This is a genomic window from Streptomyces sp. NPDC101160 (assembly GCF_044768205.1).
Lineage (GTDB): Bacteria > Actinomycetota > Actinomycetes > Streptomycetales > Streptomycetaceae > Streptomyces.
The window spans coordinates 434385-450849 of record NZ_JBIWPJ010000007.1 but is presented as its reverse complement, the minus strand read 5'-3'; the positions used below and the strand labels follow the sequence as shown (position 1 = coordinate 450849).

The 16465-nt window shown below is 72.1% G+C and carries 18 protein-coding genes and 1 pseudogene; 10 read left to right on the top strand and 9 right to left on the bottom strand.

Features of this window, described 5'->3' with window-relative positions:
• Positions 1 to 62: 62 nt before the first annotated feature.
• Positions 63 to 596, top strand: a pseudogene (locus ACIRSU_RS24790) (winged helix-turn-helix domain-containing protein); the annotation flags it as partial.
• 116 nt (positions 597 to 712) lie between these two features.
• On the opposite strand, the gene ACIRSU_RS24785 reads toward ACIRSU_RS24790, so the two are convergent.
• The 3 genes from ACIRSU_RS24785 to ilvA form a co-directional block, all read right to left on the bottom strand.
• Complete coding sequence (locus ACIRSU_RS24785; protein ID WP_403795973.1) at positions 713 to 1570, bottom strand: ABC transporter permease; 858 nt, start codon at positions 1568 to 1570, stop codon at positions 713 to 715.
• Positions 1567 to 2619, bottom strand: coding sequence for an ATP-binding cassette domain-containing protein (locus ACIRSU_RS24780; protein ID WP_403795970.1), 1053 nt, complete (start codon positions 2617 to 2619; stop codon positions 1567 to 1569). The genes ACIRSU_RS24785 and ACIRSU_RS24780 overlap by 4 nt, the downstream gene beginning before the upstream one ends.
• Positions 2620 to 2778: 159 nt before the next feature.
• Positions 2779 to 4074, bottom strand: a complete 1296-nt coding sequence (gene ilvA / locus ACIRSU_RS24775; protein WP_403795968.1) for a threonine ammonia-lyase — start codon at positions 4072 to 4074, stop codon at positions 2779 to 2781.
• A gap of 183 nt (positions 4075 to 4257) precedes the next feature.
• Here ilvA and ACIRSU_RS24770 point away from each other — a divergent pair, with 183 nt between their 5' ends.
• The 4 genes from ACIRSU_RS24770 to ACIRSU_RS24755 are packed head-to-tail and all read left to right on the top strand — an operon-like array spanning position 4258 to position 5765.
• Complete coding sequence (locus tag ACIRSU_RS24770) at positions 4258 to 4782, top strand: MarR family winged helix-turn-helix transcriptional regulator (RefSeq protein WP_403795965.1); 525 nt, start codon at positions 4258 to 4260, stop codon at positions 4780 to 4782.
• 31 nt (positions 4783 to 4813) lie between these two features.
• The gene (locus ACIRSU_RS24765) at positions 4814 to 5269 is read left to right on the top strand and encodes a sigma factor-like helix-turn-helix DNA-binding protein (RefSeq protein WP_403795962.1); all 456 of its coding nucleotides are present in this window, start codon (positions 4814 to 4816) and stop codon (positions 5267 to 5269) included.
• On the top strand, positions 5266 to 5520 hold the full coding sequence (locus ACIRSU_RS24760; RefSeq protein ID WP_403795959.1) for a hypothetical protein: 255 nt from the start codon (positions 5266 to 5268) through the stop codon (positions 5518 to 5520). Before ACIRSU_RS24765 ends, ACIRSU_RS24760 begins: the two co-directional genes overlap by 4 nt.
• 53 nt (positions 5521 to 5573) lie before the next feature.
• Positions 5574 to 5765, top strand: a complete 192-nt coding sequence (locus ACIRSU_RS24755) for a DUF1059 domain-containing protein (protein ID WP_403795957.1) — start codon at positions 5574 to 5576, stop codon at positions 5763 to 5765.
• Between the two features lie 60 nt (positions 5766 to 5825).
• Here the strand turns inward: ACIRSU_RS24755 and ACIRSU_RS24750 are convergent, their stop codons facing one another.
• Entirely contained in the window at positions 5826 to 6980 is a 1155-nt protein-coding gene (locus tag ACIRSU_RS24750; protein WP_403795954.1) for a cystathionine gamma-synthase, read from the bottom strand.
• 74 nt (positions 6981 to 7054) lie between these two features.
• On the opposite strand from ACIRSU_RS24750, the gene ACIRSU_RS24745 reads away from it, so the two are divergent.
• Together ACIRSU_RS24745 and msrA are read left to right on the top strand one after the other, a co-directional pair.
• Positions 7055 to 8161 (top strand): hypothetical protein, encoded by a 1107-nt coding sequence (locus ACIRSU_RS24745; RefSeq protein WP_403795952.1) that lies wholly within the window; start codon positions 7055 to 7057, stop codon positions 8159 to 8161.
• An 85-nt stretch (positions 8162 to 8246) separates the two neighbouring features.
• Positions 8247 to 8906, top strand: a complete 660-nt coding sequence (msrA, locus tag ACIRSU_RS24740) for a peptide-methionine (S)-S-oxide reductase MsrA (RefSeq protein WP_403795949.1) — start codon at positions 8247 to 8249, stop codon at positions 8904 to 8906.
• 116 nt (positions 8907 to 9022) lie between these two features.
• On the opposite strand, the gene ACIRSU_RS24735 is transcribed toward msrA, so the two are convergent.
• Complete coding sequence (locus tag ACIRSU_RS24735; protein ID WP_403795947.1) at positions 9023 to 10363, bottom strand: BTAD domain-containing putative transcriptional regulator; 1341 nt, start codon at positions 10361 to 10363, stop codon at positions 9023 to 9025.
• Positions 10364 to 10474: 111 nt separating this feature from the next.
• Between ACIRSU_RS24735 and ACIRSU_RS24730 the strand changes: the two genes are divergently transcribed.
• Complete coding sequence (locus ACIRSU_RS24730) at positions 10475 to 11002, top strand: hypothetical protein (protein WP_403795944.1); 528 nt, start codon at positions 10475 to 10477, stop codon at positions 11000 to 11002.
• Positions 11003 to 11020: 18 nt separating this feature from the next.
• On the opposite strand, the gene ACIRSU_RS24725 is transcribed toward ACIRSU_RS24730, so the two are convergent.
• Positions 11021 to 11797, bottom strand: a complete 777-nt coding sequence (locus tag ACIRSU_RS24725; protein ID WP_403795941.1) for a helix-turn-helix transcriptional regulator — start codon at positions 11795 to 11797, stop codon at positions 11021 to 11023.
• 52 nt (positions 11798 to 11849) lie between these two features.
• On the opposite strand from ACIRSU_RS24725, the gene ACIRSU_RS24720 reads away from it, so the two are divergent.
• The gene (locus ACIRSU_RS24720) at positions 11850 to 12278 is read left to right on the top strand and encodes a VOC family protein (RefSeq protein WP_403795938.1); all 429 of its coding nucleotides are present in this window, start codon (positions 11850 to 11852) and stop codon (positions 12276 to 12278) included.
• Positions 12279 to 12515: 237 nt separating this feature from the next.
• Here the strand turns inward: ACIRSU_RS24720 and ACIRSU_RS24715 are convergent, their stop codons facing one another.
• Both ACIRSU_RS24715 and ACIRSU_RS24710 read right to left on the bottom strand, forming a co-directional pair.
• Positions 12516 to 12875, bottom strand: a complete 360-nt coding sequence (locus tag ACIRSU_RS24715; protein ID WP_403795935.1) for a DUF1330 domain-containing protein — start codon at positions 12873 to 12875, stop codon at positions 12516 to 12518.
• Positions 12876 to 12968: 93 nt separating this feature from the next.
• Positions 12969 to 14012: an NAD(P)-dependent alcohol dehydrogenase gene (locus ACIRSU_RS24710; protein ID WP_403795932.1), complete on the bottom strand. Its 1044-nt coding sequence runs from the start codon at positions 14010 to 14012 to the stop codon at positions 12969 to 12971.
• A gap of 129 nt (positions 14013 to 14141) precedes the next feature.
• Between ACIRSU_RS24710 and ACIRSU_RS24705 the strand changes: the two genes are divergently transcribed.
• Entirely contained in the window at positions 14142 to 15041 is a 900-nt protein-coding gene (locus ACIRSU_RS24705) for a helix-turn-helix domain-containing protein (protein WP_403795929.1), read from the top strand.
• Between the two features lie 81 nt (positions 15042 to 15122).
• Here ACIRSU_RS24705 and ACIRSU_RS24700 read toward each other — a convergent pair whose 3' ends face one another.
• Positions 15123 to 16391 carry an Ig-like domain-containing protein gene (locus ACIRSU_RS24700; RefSeq protein WP_403795926.1) on the bottom strand — a complete coding sequence of 423 codons (1269 nt, stop codon included), beginning with the start codon at positions 16389 to 16391 and terminating at the stop codon, positions 15123 to 15125.
• Between the last annotated feature and the right edge of the window lie 74 nt (positions 16392 to 16465).

Sequence of the window (16465 nt, the reverse complement as noted above, 5' to 3'; positions counted from 1 at the left end):
GTGTGAGCGATCTGGTGGGGGACGCGCGGCATCTGTCGCCGTCGGCGCAGGAGGCCTTGCGACTGCGGGCGGTGGCCGCGTTGGTGGCGGGGCGGGGCCGTGAGGGCGTGGCGGCGGTGTTCGGGGTGTCGCTGAAGGCGATAGACATCTGGGGGCGAAGTGGCAGGCCGGCGGGCGGGAGGCGCTGGTCATGTGCCCGCGAGGTAAGCCGGTCGGGGTGCACCAGGTGCTCGGGGAGGCGAAGCAGGCCGCGGCGCGGCAGGCGGTCCTCGATCACCGGCCATGTGACGTGGGGCAGTGGGCAACTGTGGACGCGGCGGCTGATCGGTGACCTGATCGCGAAGCTGTACCGGGTCAGGCTGACCGAGCCGGGGTGGGCAAGTACCTGAAGCGGTGGGGGCTGCCAGCGGCCGGACAAGCGGGCCGTCGAGCAAGACCCGGATGCTGTCCGGTGCTGGCATCAGGAGACCTGGCCGAAGATCCGCGCGAAGGCGAGGAAGGACGGCGGGGAGATCCTGTTCGCCGACCAGGTCGGCATCCGCTCCGGCCAGGTCACCGGCCGCGCCTGGGGTGAGAAGGGGAACACCCCCGCCGTCACCCCCGGTTCAACGTACGCCGCCCGGCCACATCGGGAGGATGCCTCCTGATGTGGTGCCGGAACACGAAGAAGCCTCCATCTTCGAGGGTGGGGGCCAACTCATGGGCTGGGGCGTCAGCCCTCCGCCCGGCGGTACTTGCGGACCGACAGGGTCCGGAAGATGACGACGATCGCGATCGAGTAGATCAGCGAGGCCCAGACGGGGTGCTGCATCGGCCATGCCTGGGACTGGGACAGGCCCGGGTCGCCGAAGAGCTTGCGGCAGGCCTGCACGGTGGCGCTGAACGGGTTCCAGTCGGCGACGTGCTGCAGCCAGGGCGTCATCTGGTTGGAGTCCACGAACGCGTTCGAGATGAAAGTGACCGGGAACAGCCAGATCAGACCGCCGGAGGTCGCCGCCTCCGGTGTGCGCACGGTCAGGCCGATCAGGGCGCCGATCCAGGTGAAGGCGTATCCGAGGAGGAGCAGCAGACCGAAGCCGGCCAGGATCCTGGCGGCGTTGGTGGGCTCCGCGGATCCGGGGCGCCAGCCCACGATGAGCGCGACGATCGCGAGGACGAGCAGTGTCAGGGCCGTCTGGACGAGGTCGGCGAGGGTGCGGCCGGTGAGGACGGCGCCGCGGGCCATGGGGAGCGAGCGGAAGCGGTCGATCAGGCCCTTGTGCATGTCGTCGGCGATGCCCGCGCCCGCGCCGGCCGTGGCGAAGGTGACGGTCTGGGCGAAGATGCCGGCCATCAGGAAGTTCTTGTAGACCTGCGCGTCGGTGGTGTCGCCGATCTTCATCGAGCCGCCGAAGACGTACGTGAAGAGGATCACGAACATCACGGGCTGGATGAGTCCGAAGATGACCATCTCCGGGATGCGGCTCATCCGGATCAGGTTGCGTTTGGTGATGACCAGCGAGTCGCTGATCGACTGGGCGATGGCGCCGCGCGTCTTCGGCTTCGCCAAGGTGTCGGTCACCGCGGTCACTTGACGGCCTCCTTCCTGTTCGCGTTCTTGTTCGCCTTCTTCTCCGCCTTCGCGTTCGCCTTCCCGTTCCCCCTCTTTTCCTCCTCCTCGCGCTGCTCGGCCGCGTGGCCCGTCAGCGAGATGAAGACGTCGTCGAGGGTGGGGCGGCGCAGGCCGATGTCGTCGATCTCGATGTCGAGGGCGTCCAGGTCGCGGATGACCTCGGCGAGGATCTTGGCGCCACCGGCGACGGGGACGGTCAGCTTGCGGGTGTGTTCCTCGACGGCGATGTCGCCGTGGCTGATGCCGGCCAGGCCGTAGCGGGCCAGGACCTCACGGGACTGCGGGATCATGTCGCGGTCGTGGACGACGACCTCGACGCGCTCGCCGCCGGTCTGGGCCTTGAGCTGGTCGGAGGTGCCGCGGGCGATGACGCGGCCGTGGTCGACGACGCAGATGTCGTGGGCGAGGTGGTCGGCCTCCTCCAGGTACTGGGTGGTGAGGAGGAGGGTGGTGCCGCCCGCGACGAGTTCCTGGATGACCTCCCACAGGGCCTGCCGGTTGCGGGGGTCGAGGCCGGTGGTGGGCTCGTCCATGAACATGACGGGCGGGGAGACGACGAGGGCGGCGGCGAGGTCGAGGCGGCGGCGCATGCCGCCGGAGTAGGTCTTGGCGGGGCGGTCGGCGGCGTCGGCGAGGTCGAACCGCTCCAGGAGCTCGCCGGCGCGGACCTTCGCGGCCCTGCCGTCCATCTGGTAGAGCCGGCCGACCATCCGCAGGTTCTCGCGGCCGGTCAGGTACTCGTCGACGGCCGCGAACTGACCCGACAGACCGATGGAGCGGCGCACCTCGTTGGGATGCCTGAGCACATCCAGGCCCGCGACCACCGCCCGGCCGCTGTCGGGTTTGAGGAGCGTGGTGAGCACGCGAACGGTCGTGGTCTTCCCCGCGCCGTTCGGTCCGAGGAGGCCCAGGACGGTGCCCTCGGGCACGTCGAGGTCCACGCCGTCCAGTGCTCGTACGTCGCCGAAGGTCTTCACCAGACCTTCGGCGTGGATCGCGCCTGGCATGTGTTTCTCCCAGCGACTTCCAGCGGATTTGGCTAGATTTGAGAGTTTCTGTCCAAGTCTAGGTACGCCGAGCGGGCAGCGCCCGACGCGCGAGTGACCTGGACCACACGCTAACGCGATACATCGCGATACACAACCGGTTTGTGACAGCTCCGGGTATCAGCCCAGCACCGTGTACCCCGCGTCCCGCAGCGCCGCCGCGACCTCCTCGCAGTGCTCGGGGCCCTTCGTCTCCAGGTGCAGCTCGACCTCCGCCTCCGTGAGACCGAGCCGCGGATCGGTCCGTAGGTGACTGACGTCGAGCACGTTCGCGTCGACCACCGTCAGCACCGCGAGCAGCGTCGCGAGCGTCCCCGGCCGGTCGGTCACCTTCAGGCGCAGGCTGAGATAGCGGCCCGCGGCCGCCATGCCGTGCCGCAGCACCCGCTGCATGAGCAGCGGGTCCACGTTCCCGCCGGACAGCACCGCCACCACCGGCCCCTGCCCGTGGAACGCCGCCGGGTCGGCGAGCAGCGCCGCCACCGTGCTCGCGCCGGCCGGTTCGACGACGAGCTTCGCCCGCTCCAGGCAGAGCAGCAGCGCCGAGGAGAGCGCGTCCTCGGAGACGGTGCGGACCTCGTCCACGTACTCCTGGACGAGCCCGAAGGGCACGTCGCCGGGCCGCCCCACCTTGATGCCGTCCGCCATCGTGACCGGCGCGTCGATCGCCACCGGGTGCCCGGCCGCGAGCGAGGGCGGGTACGCCGCCGCGCCCTCCGCCTGCACGCCGACCACCCGCACGTCGGGCCGCACCGACTTCACCGCGAGCCCGATCCCCGCCACCAGACCGCCGCCGCCGACGCCGACCAGAATCGTCCGCACCTCGGGGCACTGCTCCAGGATCTCCAGGCCGACCGTGCCCTGCCCGGCGATGATGTCGGGGTGGTCGAAGGGGTGGATGAAGACCGCGCCGGTCTCCCGCGCGTACTCCTCGGCCGCCGCCAGGGTCTCGTCCACCACGTGCCCGTGCAGCCGCACCTCCGCCCCGTACTCCCGGGTCGCCGCCACCTTCGGCAGCGGGGCGCCCACCGGCATGAAGACCGTCGCGTGCACGCCGAGCAGGTGCGAGGCGAGCGCCACGCCCTGCGCGTGGTTGCCGGCCGAGGCGGCGACCACCCCGGCCGCCCGCTGCTCGGGCCGCAGCCCCGCGATCCGTACGTACGCGCCGCGCAGCTTGAACGAGCCGGTGCGCTGCAGGTTCTCGCACTTGAGGTGCACCGGCGTGCCCAGCAGCGCCGACAGATGGCGGCTGCCCTCCATCGCGGTCACCCGGGCCACCCCATGGAGCATCTTCTGCGCCCCGCGGACGTCGTCGAGGATCAGCGGCGGGTGCGGCGCGTGGTGCGCGGGCCGCGGCCGGCCGTGGCTCGGGAAGTGGCTCAGAGGGTGAAAGGGGTCTGGCGTACCGAAGCTCATGACCGCAGTCTCGCAGCTCACGCAGGGCCGGGCCGCCCGGCGAGCGGCCGCCGTACCCCGTTCGAATCCGGTTCGCGCAGCGCCGGTACGGACCGGGTCCCGTCCGCGTACTCTGTCCCCCACCGACCGCACCGAACACCCACCTGAAACCCACCGTCCCCGCACAGGAGAGCCACCACAGCCATGCCCACGTCCCAGGACATGACGACTGAGCTCGACCCCGGTCTCCTCGACGCCCTCCAGCACCAGGTGGCCGTCTTCGCCCGGCGGGCCGAGCAGACCCGGCTCGGCGGCACCGGGCAGCTGCGCAACTCCATGGACCGCGCCGCCTATCTGCTGCTCAACCGACTCGACCAGGAAGGCCCGATGGGCGTGAAGGCGCTCGCCGCCGGCATGGGCATCGACTCCTCCACGGTCACCCGCCAGGTCGCCCCGCTCGTCGACACCGGCCTGGTCAAGCGCACCTCGCACCCCGAGGACGGGCGCGCCGTGGTGCTCCAGCTGTCGCCGCGCGGCCAGGCCCGCCTGGAGGAGGTCCGCACCTCGCGCAGGCAGCTGATGGCGGAGGTCACCGACGACTGGACGCCCGCCGAGCGGGAGTCCTTCTGCACGCTGCTCACGCGCTTCAACTCGGCGCTCTCCGCACGTCAGTCGGGCCTGCCGGCCGCCAAGGACGAGTCCGTACCGAAGTCCGTGCCGAACTCTTGACCACAGCCGCTCGCTGATCTCATATGAGGACGTGCGCGAGTCGAACAGCAGCCATACCGGCCACATAGCCGAAAACACCGCTCGTACCCGGGAGTTCCACGCGTTCGTCGCCGGGGCGTCGGGCCGGCTGCTGCGTGTCGCGACACTGCTCACCGCTGAGCCGGCCCATCGCAACCCGCTCGCCCAGGGGCTGCTGACCGGCGCCCTCGCGCACACCTACGCGCACTGGGACCGGCTGCGCGGCGAGGATCCGTACCAGCGCACCCGTTCCGAACTCGCCCTGCGCTTCGCCCGCACGGCCTGGCGCTACCAGCGCGGCCGGGGCGGGGTGCTCGCCGCGCTCACGCCGCAGGAGCGGCTCGTCGTGGTGCTCCGGCTGCACGAGGGGGTCGCCGAGGAGCAGACCGCGGCCCTGCTCGGACTGCCCGAGGAGCGGATCCGGGCCGTCTGCGCCCGCTCCGTGAGCCATCTGCGGGAGGCGTCGTGAACCGTCACGAGCGCAAGGAGGACGAGGTCCGCCGGCTGATGGAGACCGGGCAGGACCCGCACGTGCCGGGCGACCTCGCCGCCCGGGCCGTGGCCCGCGGCACCCGGCTGCTGCGCCGCGACCGGATCGTCCGTCGCATCGGGTGGGCGCTGCTCGCACTGGCGGTCGTCGCGTTCGTCGTCTGGGCGTCGATGGCGCGGCCCTGGGAGGTGCCGCCGGCCGGGACGACGCCACCGCTCGAAGGCTTCTGAGAACCGGCCTAGCCTGGAATCAGGAGCCTGCGGGGGGCTTACAGGAGGTCGACATGGCCAGGAAAGCAACCGACTGCCGGGACTTCCCCAGCGTCTCCAACTGCACGATGTACATGTCGGGCGAGGAGGACGAGCTCCTGAAGGCGGCCATTCAGCACGTGACAACCGTGCACGGTCACACTGACAGCCCCCAGCTCAGGGAGGACGTCAAGGCGAGCATGAAGGACCCGGTGCCCGGCTCCTGAACGCGCGCGGGCCGGACCCTCGGACGAGGACCCGGCCCGTACGGGCACGAGCGGGAACGACTAGCCCAGCGCCTCGCGCAGGTCCGCCAGCAGGTCGTCCGCGTTCTCGATGCCGACCGACAGGCGCACCAGGTCCGCCGGGACCTCCAGGGCGGAGCCGACGACGCTCGCGTGCGTCATGCGGCCCGGGTGCTCGATGAGCGACTCGACGCCGCCGAGGGACTCGCCCAGGGTGAAGAGCTTGGCGCGGTTGCAGACCTGGACGGCCGCCTCCTCGCCGCCCGCGACGCGGAAGGAGATCATGCCGCCGAAGGCACGCATCTGCTTGGCCGCGATCTCGTGGCCCGGGTGCTCCGGCAGGCCCGGGTAGAGGACCTGGGTGACCTTCGGGTGCTGGGTCAGCATCTCGGTGATCTTGCCGGCGTTCTCGGTGTGCCGGTCCATGCGCACGGCGAGCGTCTTGATGCCGCGCAGCACGATCCAGGAGTCGAACGGGCCGGCCACCGCGCCCATCGCGTTCTGGTGGTACGCCAGTTCCTCGCCGAGCTCGGCGTCGGCCGCGATCAGGGCGCCGCCGACGACGTCGGAGTGGCCGCCCATGTACTTGGTGAGCGAGTGCACGACGACGTCCGCGCCGAGCGACAGCGGCTGCTGCAGGTACGGCGAGGCGAAGGTGTTGTCGACGACGAGCTTCACCCCGGCCTGGCGGGCGACGCCCGCGACGGCCTCGATGTCGGTGATGCCGAGCAGCGGGTTGGAGGGGGTCTCCACCCAGATCAGCTTGGTGCGCTCGTTGATGGCGCCGCGCACCGACTCGATGTCGGAGGTGTCGGCGACGGAGAAGTCGACGCCCCAGCGCTGGACGACCTTCGCGAAGAGACGGAAGGTGCCGCCGTACGCGTCGTTGGGGATGACGACGTGGTCGCCGGGCACCAGCAGGGTGCGCAGCAGGCAGTCCTCGGCGGCGAGGCCGGAGGCGAAGGCGAGGCCGCGGCGGCCGCCTTCGAGGGCCGCGAGGTTCTCTTCCAGGGCGGTACGCGTGGGGTTGGCGCTGCGGCTGTACTCGTAGCCGCCGCGGAGCCCGCCCACACCGTCCTGCTTGTAGGTGGACACCTGGTAGATGGGCGGGACGACCGCGCCGGTCAGCGGGTCGGCGGTGTTGCCCGCGTGGATGGCGCGGGTCTCGAAGCTCTGGTGGGTGTGCTGGTCGCTCATGGGTCAGGAGCGTAGTCCTGTGACGGCCACCTCGCCGCCTCCTGTCTCATCGGGCGTCCTGGACAATGGACGGTATGGATTTCCTCTGGTTCCTGTTCGCGCTCGGGCTGCTCTGCTTCGCCCTGGGTCCCTTCGTGCTGCGCCGGCGCCGTGGCGGCATCCAGGTGGTGGCACCGGGGTCGCCCGACGCGGCGGACCCTGAGGCGTACGGCTTCCTGCGCCAGGAGGAGCAGGACGTACGGCTGCCGGGGCCGGACCGGGACCTCCTCGACGTGCTCGACGTCGTGCAGGCCACGCAGGACTGGCGGGCCGCCTCGCAGCTGCTGCTGGGGACCGAGAAGGAGGGCGAGGTGCGCTGGCAGCGCGTCCAGGCGTTCGCGGGCGCGGCCTCGCTCGAACTGGCCGAGCGGCCGGGCGCCGGCGGCGCGTGGCTGCGCTCGTGGCGGGCGGAGGCGCCCGAGGACGCGGGCGGCGCGCAGGTGTACGCGGAGTTCCTGGTGCAGCAGGCGTGGCGCACCTCGGCGGCCGGCGCGCAGGACTTCCGGATCATCCTGGAGGAGGCGCGGGCCGCGTGCGAGCAGGCGGCGCTGCTGGCTCCGGGCGACCCCGTGCCGTACGTCTCCGAGCTGGCCGTGGCGCGCGGACTGGGCTACTCCGCCGAGGAGTTCGACCGGCTGTGGGCCAAGGTCATCGACCGGGCGCCGGAGCACATGGGGGCGCATCTGGCCGCGCTGCACTACTGGTGCGAGAAGTGGCACGGGTCGCGCGAGGACGCGGACCGTTTCGCGACGTCGGCGGCGGCGCGCGCGCCGCGGGGCTCGCTGCTGGCCGCGCTGCCGCTGTTCTCCGTCTTCGAGAACCGGCCGGAGATCGTGCTCGGCGTCGACTTCTACCGCACGGCGGTGGTGACGAAGGCCGTCGAGGGCGCGATGTACGCGGTGCACTCGGCCCGGCCGGACGACCCGATGCTGGCGCACGTCCGGCACCTGCTCGTGCACTTCCTGGTCGGCGCCGACCGCTGGGCCGAGGCGATGCACCTGCTGGTGCGCGTCGACGGGTACGTGGGCGCGCTGCCGTGGACGCTGAGCGAGGACCCGGCGGCGGCGTACACGGTGGTGCGGAACCTGGTGGTGGCCGGGTACGAGGCGAACGGCGGGAGCCCGGCGACGCTGCCGCGGTAGGGCGGATCCGGGGAACACGATCGGCGCGGGAGGTGTTGTGCCTGTCGCGCCGAACGCCGGGCCGAACGCCGAGGAGAGATGCAGCATGTTCCTGTCCCGCACCCCCGTCCTCCCCACGCCCGAGCAGGCCCTGCGCGGGCGCGACGAGCCCGCCTTCGCCGTCCCGGAGCGCCACACGGTCCTCGGCACCCCGCTCCTCGGCCCCTACCCGGAGGGCCTCGAGGTCGCCGACTTCGCCCTGGGCTGCTTCTGGGGCGCCGAGCGCAAGTTCTGGCAGACCGAGGGCGTCTACACGACCCTGGTCGGCTACCAGGGCGGCTTCACGGCGAACCCGCTGTACGAGGAGGTCTGCTCCGGCCTCACCGGCCACACCGAGGTCGTCCGCGTCGTCTTCGACCCGTCCGTCGTCCCGTACGAGCGGCTCCTCAAGCTCTTCTGGGAGTCCCACGACCCCACCCAGGGCTTCCGCCAGGGCAACGACGTCGGCACCCAGTACCGCTCGGCCGTCTACACCCACACCCCCGAGCAGGCCGCCACGGCCGAGTCCTCCCGCGACGCCTACCAGCGCGTCCTGACCGGCTCCGGCTACGGCGAGATCACCACCACGATCCTCCCGGCCGAGGGCCGCACCTTCTACCCGGCCGAGGCGTATCACCAGCAGTACCTGGACAAGAACCCGGCGGGCTACTGCGGCATAGGCGGGACGGGCGTGTCGTGCCCGATCGGGGTGGCGAGGGCGGAGTAGGGGCAGGCCTTAGCCGTCGTCGCGCACCGCGCCGATCAGTGTGATCGGCCCGACCACGGCGAACACGGCGGCAACGAAGCGCGTGAAGCGGACCCCGACCAGCCCTCCTCGTATGTTCAGGCTCCCCGGTTGCCGTCCCCGCACGTCGCCAGTGAGCACCACCGCCTGCGCCCCGACTCGTCCAGGAAGAGCCAGCCGCAGTCCGGGCTCGGGCACGCGCGGAGGGTGAGGCGGCGGGGGGTGGTGAGGAGTTCGGCGGCGGTGCGGGCGACGGCTCGGGTGGGGAGGTCGAGGCCCGCGGCCGGGGCCTGGCGCCACTGGGCGAGGCCGTCGGGGGCGAGGGTGAGGACGGCGGTGCGGGCGGCGGTCTGGGCGGTGGTGGCGACCGTGCGGAAGGCGCGGGTGTCGGCTGGGTCGGTCAGGCAGGCGTAGAGGGCGGAGCGGAAGACGCGGGCCCGGTCGAGGGCGGCAGCGGCCTCGTCGGGGCGGGCGGCGGCCTCCTTCAGGAGGCGGTCGACCTGGGCGTCGTCGGCGAGGTCGTGGTGGCCGGCCCAGACGGCGAGGGTGTCGTAGCGGCGCAGCCAGTCGGAGCCCGGCACGGCCGGGGCGCGGTGCCAGCCCGCGTAGGTGTTGCAGAACTCCAGGGCAGGGTGGCCGCCGATGGTCCACGGCAGCCACTGGTCGCGGACCCGGACCGCGTAGAGCGGGGACGGCGGCCGGTCGAGGCGCAGGTCGGCGGCGAGCATACGGTCGTGCAGGGTGGTGAGCGCGGGGCCGGGGTCGATGCCGAGCTCCGTGACGAGGTGGTGGCGGGTGGCGCGGTAGAGCTCGAGCGCCTCGGTCTGCCGGCCGGCCCGGTAGAGCGCGGTCATCTGGGCGGCCACCAGCCGTTCCCGGCCCAGGAGTTCGGCGGCGAGCGGGGTCAGGTCGGCGAGCACCTTTTCGTGCAGGCCCATGGTCAGCTGGGTCTCGGCGCGCTGTTCCAGGGTGGTCAGGCGCAGTTCGGCGAGCCGTCCGCCGAGCCGGTCCCGCAGCGTGTCGTCGGCCAGGCCGTCGAGGAGCGGGCCGCGCCAGAGGGCGAGTGCCCGGTCGTGGCAGCGGAGTTGTTCGCCGGGGTCGCCGGCGACGGAAGCCTGGCCGACGAGGTCGAGGAACTCCCGTACGTCCACGGTGTGGCCGGACGCGTCGATCGCGTAGCCGTCGTGGCGGGTCTCGACGGTCACGCCGTACGGCCTGAGCGCGGCCCGCACCCGGCCGACGTACGTGTGCAGGGTGGCCCGGGCGGCGGCGGGCGGGGCGCCGTTCCACAGCAGGTCGGCGAGGCGGGCGGTGGGGACGGGCCGGCCCGCGTCGAGCAGCAGGATCGCGAGCAGGCACCGCTCCTGACGGCGGCGGCCGAGCGGCACGCGCACGCCCTCGTGACGGGCCTCGAAGGGGCCGAGGAGGGTGAAGTCCATGGTGCGCGCCACTTTAGGGCGACTGGTCAGGTTGTGGTCAGGGGGCGGGCGGAAAGTGTGGCGAAGGCGCCGACGCGCGGCGCCGACCACCCTTCTTCCCGAGGAGTCTCCTTGCGACGCGTCCTTGTCTCCCTCGTGTCCCTCGGCGCTGTCGGCGCCGCCCTCCTCACCGCCGCCGCCCCGGCCGGCGCCACCGGCACCGGCGCACCCGGCAGCGGCTGGGAGCCCGCTCCCTCCTCCGCCTGGTCCTACCCCGCCGGCGCGCGCTGCGACTTCGCCGTCCGGGGCGCGCCCGTGGTCGACGAGGTCGTGCGCCGCACGGTCGGCGTTCGGGCGGACGGCACCGAGGTCGTCGAGTACAAGGGCGACCTCGTCGTCCGCGTCCTCAACCCCGCGACCGGCAGGACCTACGACGCCGACGCGAGCGGCCGCGCCCTGGTCGAGCTCCACCCCGACCACTCGCAGACGTGGTACGTGGTCGGCCCGATCCTGGCCGGCTTCGCCGAGGGCGGCGGCAACGTCCCGCGCGGCCTCTACACGGTCGACGGCGCCTACACCCTGGAGGTCTCCCCCACCGGCTACAAGACGCTGACCTTCCTGCACGGCTCGACCGACTCGCTCTGCGAGAAGGTCGCCTGACACACATCCGGCCCGGCGTCACACCCACAGCAGGATCGCGGCGCCCGGGACGTCCGGCGTGTGCAGCATCGTCACGCGGTACGTCCGGACGCCTCCTCCCGGCCCGTGCGCCTCGACCGTGCGGGAGGTGAAGACGCCCACCGAGCGGCAGGCCCACCAGTCCTCCAGGTCGGGCCGTTCGGCGGCGAGCAGCGTGGTCAGGGTGCGCAGGTGGGGGTCGTCGGGGCGGGCGTCCGCGAGGGTGCGGACGTGGCGGTAGAGGTCGATGGCGAGCGGACGCCAGGCGGGGAGGATGCGCTGGTGGGCGGGGTCGGCGACGAGCTGGAGCAGCAGGTTGCGGCGCGGCGCGGGCAGGCGCCCGGGGTCGGGCAGGAGGCTGCTGTACGCGTCGTTCCAGGCCGTGATGGCGAGGGCGCCGTCCAGGAGCACCGCCGGGCTGTCCGGCCAGCTCGCCAGGAGGCCCGTCAGGTCCGCGCCCACCGGCCCGGGCTCCGGCTCGGGCGCCGCGTACCCGGCGAGCCGCAGCACATGCGCCCGGGCGTCGGCGTCGAGGCGCAGGGTGCGGCCGACGGCCTCCAGAACCTCGCGGGAGGTCTCGACCCGCCCCTGCTCCAGCCACGTGTACCAGGCGAGGCCGACCCCCGAAAGGGCGGCCACCTCCTCGCGCCGCAGCCCCGGGGTGCGGCGCCGGCCCGTCACCGGAAGCCCTAGTTCGCCCGGCCCGAGACGCTCGCGGTGGGCCCGCAGGAAGCCGCCGAGCTCGCGGCGGCGGGCGAGCCTGTGAGTGTCGGTCACAGCATGAACGCCTTTCTGGTCGCAGGCCGTTCGCCCCGCGAGGCTCGCTCCCATGAGCGAAGACACGACCGTCCTGTGGCGACTCAACAACGACTCGTCCGGCCTGACTTCCCCCCGCGCCCTGATCCGCGTCTTCACGCGGCCCGGGACCCTGGAGGAGCTGACGGCGCGCTACGAGCGCGTCCAGGGCGTGCGGCGCGACATGTGGTTCACGTATCCGGAGATGCGGCTCGCCCTCGCCGTGGTCGGCGGCTTCCTCCTCGTGGAGGGCGAGGCGGCGGATCTGGCGCCGTTCCGGGACGTGCACGGCACGCTGCTCGTGAACGACGCGGGCGCGCACCTGCGGCGGCTGCTCGCGGAGGGCGGCGAGGTGCTCGACCCGCTGCGCCCGGTGCCGACCGGCTCCGGCTTCACGGCCCGGCACCCGGACGGCACGGTGGTGGAGTACGTCGAACACCGCCCGGACGCACGCGGCCGGTGAGCCGGCGGCCGCCCGCCCGGGCTCACGCGGTGGCTGCAACCGGCGGCCGCCCGCCCGGCCTCGCACGGTCGCCTGGCCGGCGGCCGCCCACCCGGACTCACGCGGTCGCCTGGCCGGCGGCCGCCCACCCGGACTCACGCGGTCGCCTGGCCGGCGGCCGCCCGCCCCGGCTCACGCGGTGGCTGCAACGGCGGCCGGCCGGACTCCCGGGGGCGCGGAATGGGCGGCCATCCGCCCTCACGCAGTCGCCGCGCCGGTCGCCGCCCGCAGGGCCGCGGCCGTGGCGGCGGCCACGTACCCCTCCGGGACGCCGTCGACGATCAGCACGTCGCCGGCCATGTGGCGGGTGCGGAGCGGGATCAGCTCCTGGTAGGGCTCGGAGTCGTACCAGGCGCGGGCGTCCTCGTACGTCGGGAAGCCGATGATGACGACGGCGCCGGGCCAGCTGCCCTCGCGGACCTCGCGGGCGGGGGCGCCGTGGACGAGGAAGCGGCCGCCGAAGGGGTCCAGGGTGGCCTGGATGCGCTCCATGTAGACGAAGACCTCCTCGTCGAGGACGGGCTTCGGGTACAGGTTTCCGATGGCGTATGCGGTCATGGGAACAGCGTGCCGGGGCATGCCGTACGGGGTCGATTACCCCGGACGTCATGCCCCGGACGTCATGCCCCCGGCGCCGTACAGGACCGGCGGTCAGATCGTCGACGCGTCGATCACGAAGCGGTAGCGCACGTCGGACGCGAGGACCCGCTCGTACGCCTCGTTGACCTGGTCCGCGGTGATCAGCTCGATCTCCGCGGCCAGGCTGTGCGCGGCACAGAAGTCGAGCATCTCCTGGGTCTCCGCGATGCTGCCGATCATCGAGCCGGCCAGCGTCTTGCGGCCGATGATGAGGGAGAAGAGGGCGACCTTGACGGGCTCCTCCGGGGCGCCGACGTTGACCATCGTGCCGTCGGGCTTGACGAGGCTCAGGTAGGCGTCGAAGTCGAGCGGCGCGGAGACGGTGGAGATCACCAGGTCGAAGCTGCCGCGCAGGGCGGCGAAGGTCTCCGGGTCGCTGGTGGCGTAGTAGTGGTCGGCGCCCAGCTTGAGGGCGTCCTCCTGCTTCTTCAGGGACTGGCTGAGCACGGTCACCTCGGCGCCGAGCGCGTGGGCGATCTTGACGCCCATGTGGCCGAGGCCGCCGAGGCCGACGATGGCGACCTTCTTGCCGGGGCCGGCCTGCCAGTGGGTGAGCGGCGAGTAGAGGGTGACGCCGGCGCAGAGCAGCGGCGCGGCGGCGTCGAGCGGGATGCCCTCGGGGATGCGGAGGGTGTAGTTCTCGTCGACGACGATGTGGGTGGAGTAGCCGCCGTAGGTCGGCTCCCCGTTCTTGTCGAGGTCGTTGTACGTGGAGGTGCCCTTGCCGGTGCAGTACTGCTCCAGGCCCTGCCGGCACTGCTCGCACTCGCGGCAGGAGTCGACGAAGCAGCCGACGCCGACGCGGTCGCCGACCCGGTGCCTGGTGACGCCGGGGCCGACCTCGGTGACGATGCCGGCGATCTCGTGACCGGGGACCATCGGGAAGATGCCCTCGCCCCACCCGTTGCGGACCTGGTGGATGTCGGAGTGGCAGATGCCGGCGTACTTGATCTCGATCAGGACGTCGTGCTCGCCCACCGGCCGGCGCGGCACGGTGGTGCGGACGAGGGGCGTGTTGGCGGCGGGGGCGGCGATGGCGGAGACGTTCGTGGTCATGGCGGCAAGCCTGCCGGATCGTTCCGCCGGCGCCCAGACCACTGTTCTGCCTACGACCGCTGTTCCTACCACTGGCAGGGTCAGGAACGTACGTCCAGTGGCAGGCCCGAGCGGGAATACTTGGGACGCATGGACCTCAGTGCCGAACTCAGCGAATTCCTCCGCTCACGGCGTGCCCGGCTCAAGCCGCAGGACGTGGGGCTGCCCGAGTTCGGGCGCCACCGCCGGGTGCCGGGCCTGCGCCGGGAGGAGCTGGCGCAGCTGGCCGGGGTGTCGGTGGCGTACTACACCCGTCTCGAACAGGGCAACGGGCGGAACGTGTCCATGGAGGTCCTCGACGCGATCGCGCGGGCCCTGCGGCTCAGCGACACCGAGCGTGCCCACCTCACGCATCTGGCCCGGCCGACCGTGAAGAAGCGGCAGCGCGCGATCAGTCGCCCGCAGCAGGTCCGGCCCGGCCTGGCGCAGCTCCTGGACGCCATGGAGAGCGTCCCGGCCCTGGTCGTCGGGCGGCGGATGGACGTCCTGGCGTGGAACCGGATGGCGCGCGCCCTGTTCGGCGACTTCCCCGCCTGGGAGCCGCGCGACCGGAACATGGCCCGGATGGTCTTCCTCGACGCGAACGCGCGCGATCTGTACGTCGACTGGGAGTGCAAGGCCGTCGAGGTGGTGAGCGTGCTGCGGCTGTGCGCGGGGCTCTACCCGGACGACCCGGAGCTGATGGCCCTGGTCGGCGAACTGTCGGTGCGCAGCGAGGAGTTCCGCTCGCTGTGGGCGGCGCACACGGTGACCGACAAGGGGCACGGCAGGAAGCGGCTGCGGCATCCGCTGGTGGGCGAGATGACGCTGCAGTACGAGTCGCTGAAGGTGTCCGGCGACGACCCGGACCTGGTGCTGGTCACGTACCACGCGGAGCCGGGCTCACCGGCGGCGGACGCGCTGCGGCTGCTCGCGCAGTGGGGCGTGGACGAGCCCGTGGACGTACCGGGCGACGCGCAGCAGGGCGTACGGAAGGACGCACCGAAGTAGCCGGGCGTACGAAGCGGCCCCCGCGCCGGGTCCGGTGCGGGGGCCGCTTCACGCGTGCCGTACTACTGCTGCCCGTACGGGTCAGAGGGCCGAACCGGCCTTCCACTCCGACCAGCTCATGTTCCAGCCGTTCAGGCCGTTGTCGGGCGCGATCGTCTTGTCCGCCGAGTTCTTGACGATGACGACGTCACCGACGATCGAGTGGTTGAACAGCCACGCCGCCTGCTGGTCCGGGTCACCGGCGCCCTTGACGTCGGCGAGGCCCACGCAGCCGTGGCTGGTGTTCACGCTGCCGAAGATCGAGCGCGCGCCCCAGTAGTTGCCGTGGATGAAGGTGCCGGACGTGGACAGGCGCATGGCGTGCGGCACGTCCTTGATGTCGTACTCGCCCTTGCCGTCGGAGTCGGTGAAGCCGACGGTCGCGCCGTTCATCCGGGTCTCCTTGAACTTCTCGGAGATCACCATCTGACCGTTGTAGGTGGTGTTCTGCGGGGAGCCGGCGGAGACCGGGATGGTCTTGATCGTCTTGCCGTCCTGCGTGACGGTCATCGTCTTGGTCTTGACGTCGACCGTCGAGACCTGGTTGCGGCCGATCTTGAAGGTGACCGTCTTCTGCTGGACGCCGTAGACGCCCTTCGCGCCCTCGACGCCGTCGAGGTTCAGCTTCATGGTGACGGTCGAGCCCTCGGCCCAGTAGTTCTCCGGGCGGAAGTCGAGCCGCTGCGAGTTGAACCAGTGGCCGACGACCTCCTGGCCGGAGGTGGAGGTGACCTTGATGCCGCCCTGGACGGCCTTCTTGTCGGTGATCGCCTTGTTGAAGGTGATCGAGACCGGCATGCCGACGCCGACGGTCGAACCGTCCTCCGGCGTGAAGTTGCCGATGAAGCTGTTGGCCTGCGAGACGGTCGTGAAGGAGCCGTTCTCGTGCGCCTCCAGGCCGTCGGCGTCCTTCGCGGTCGCGGCGATCTTGTAGACCGTCGCGCGCTTGAGCTGGACGCTCGGCTGCCAGCTGAGGCCGTCGGCCGATATCTCGCCCTTGACGGCGTCGCCCTCGGCGGAGGTCATGGTGACCTCGGTGAGCTTGCCGTCCGTGACGGTGACCTTGGCGTCGTTGTTGATCGAGGCGTTCTGCGAGCCGTTCTTCGGCGAGATGGTGATCTGCGCCTTCGACGTCTTCTGGGCCGCCGCCTCGTCGACCTGAGCCTGTGACTGCGGGCTCTGCGAGGCGTCGGCGCTGCCGCCCTTGTCGCCGTCGTTGCACGCCGAGAGCACCAGCACGCCGCCGAGCACCGCGGCTGCGGCCGCCAGGCCCCTACGGCGCTTGCCGTCCGTCATCACACGCTTCTCCATCGTCGCCGATTACCTGCCACTTCCCACTGAAACACCGTTGAGCACCCGTCCGGTTGCCTTCCCCGGGGGTTTGT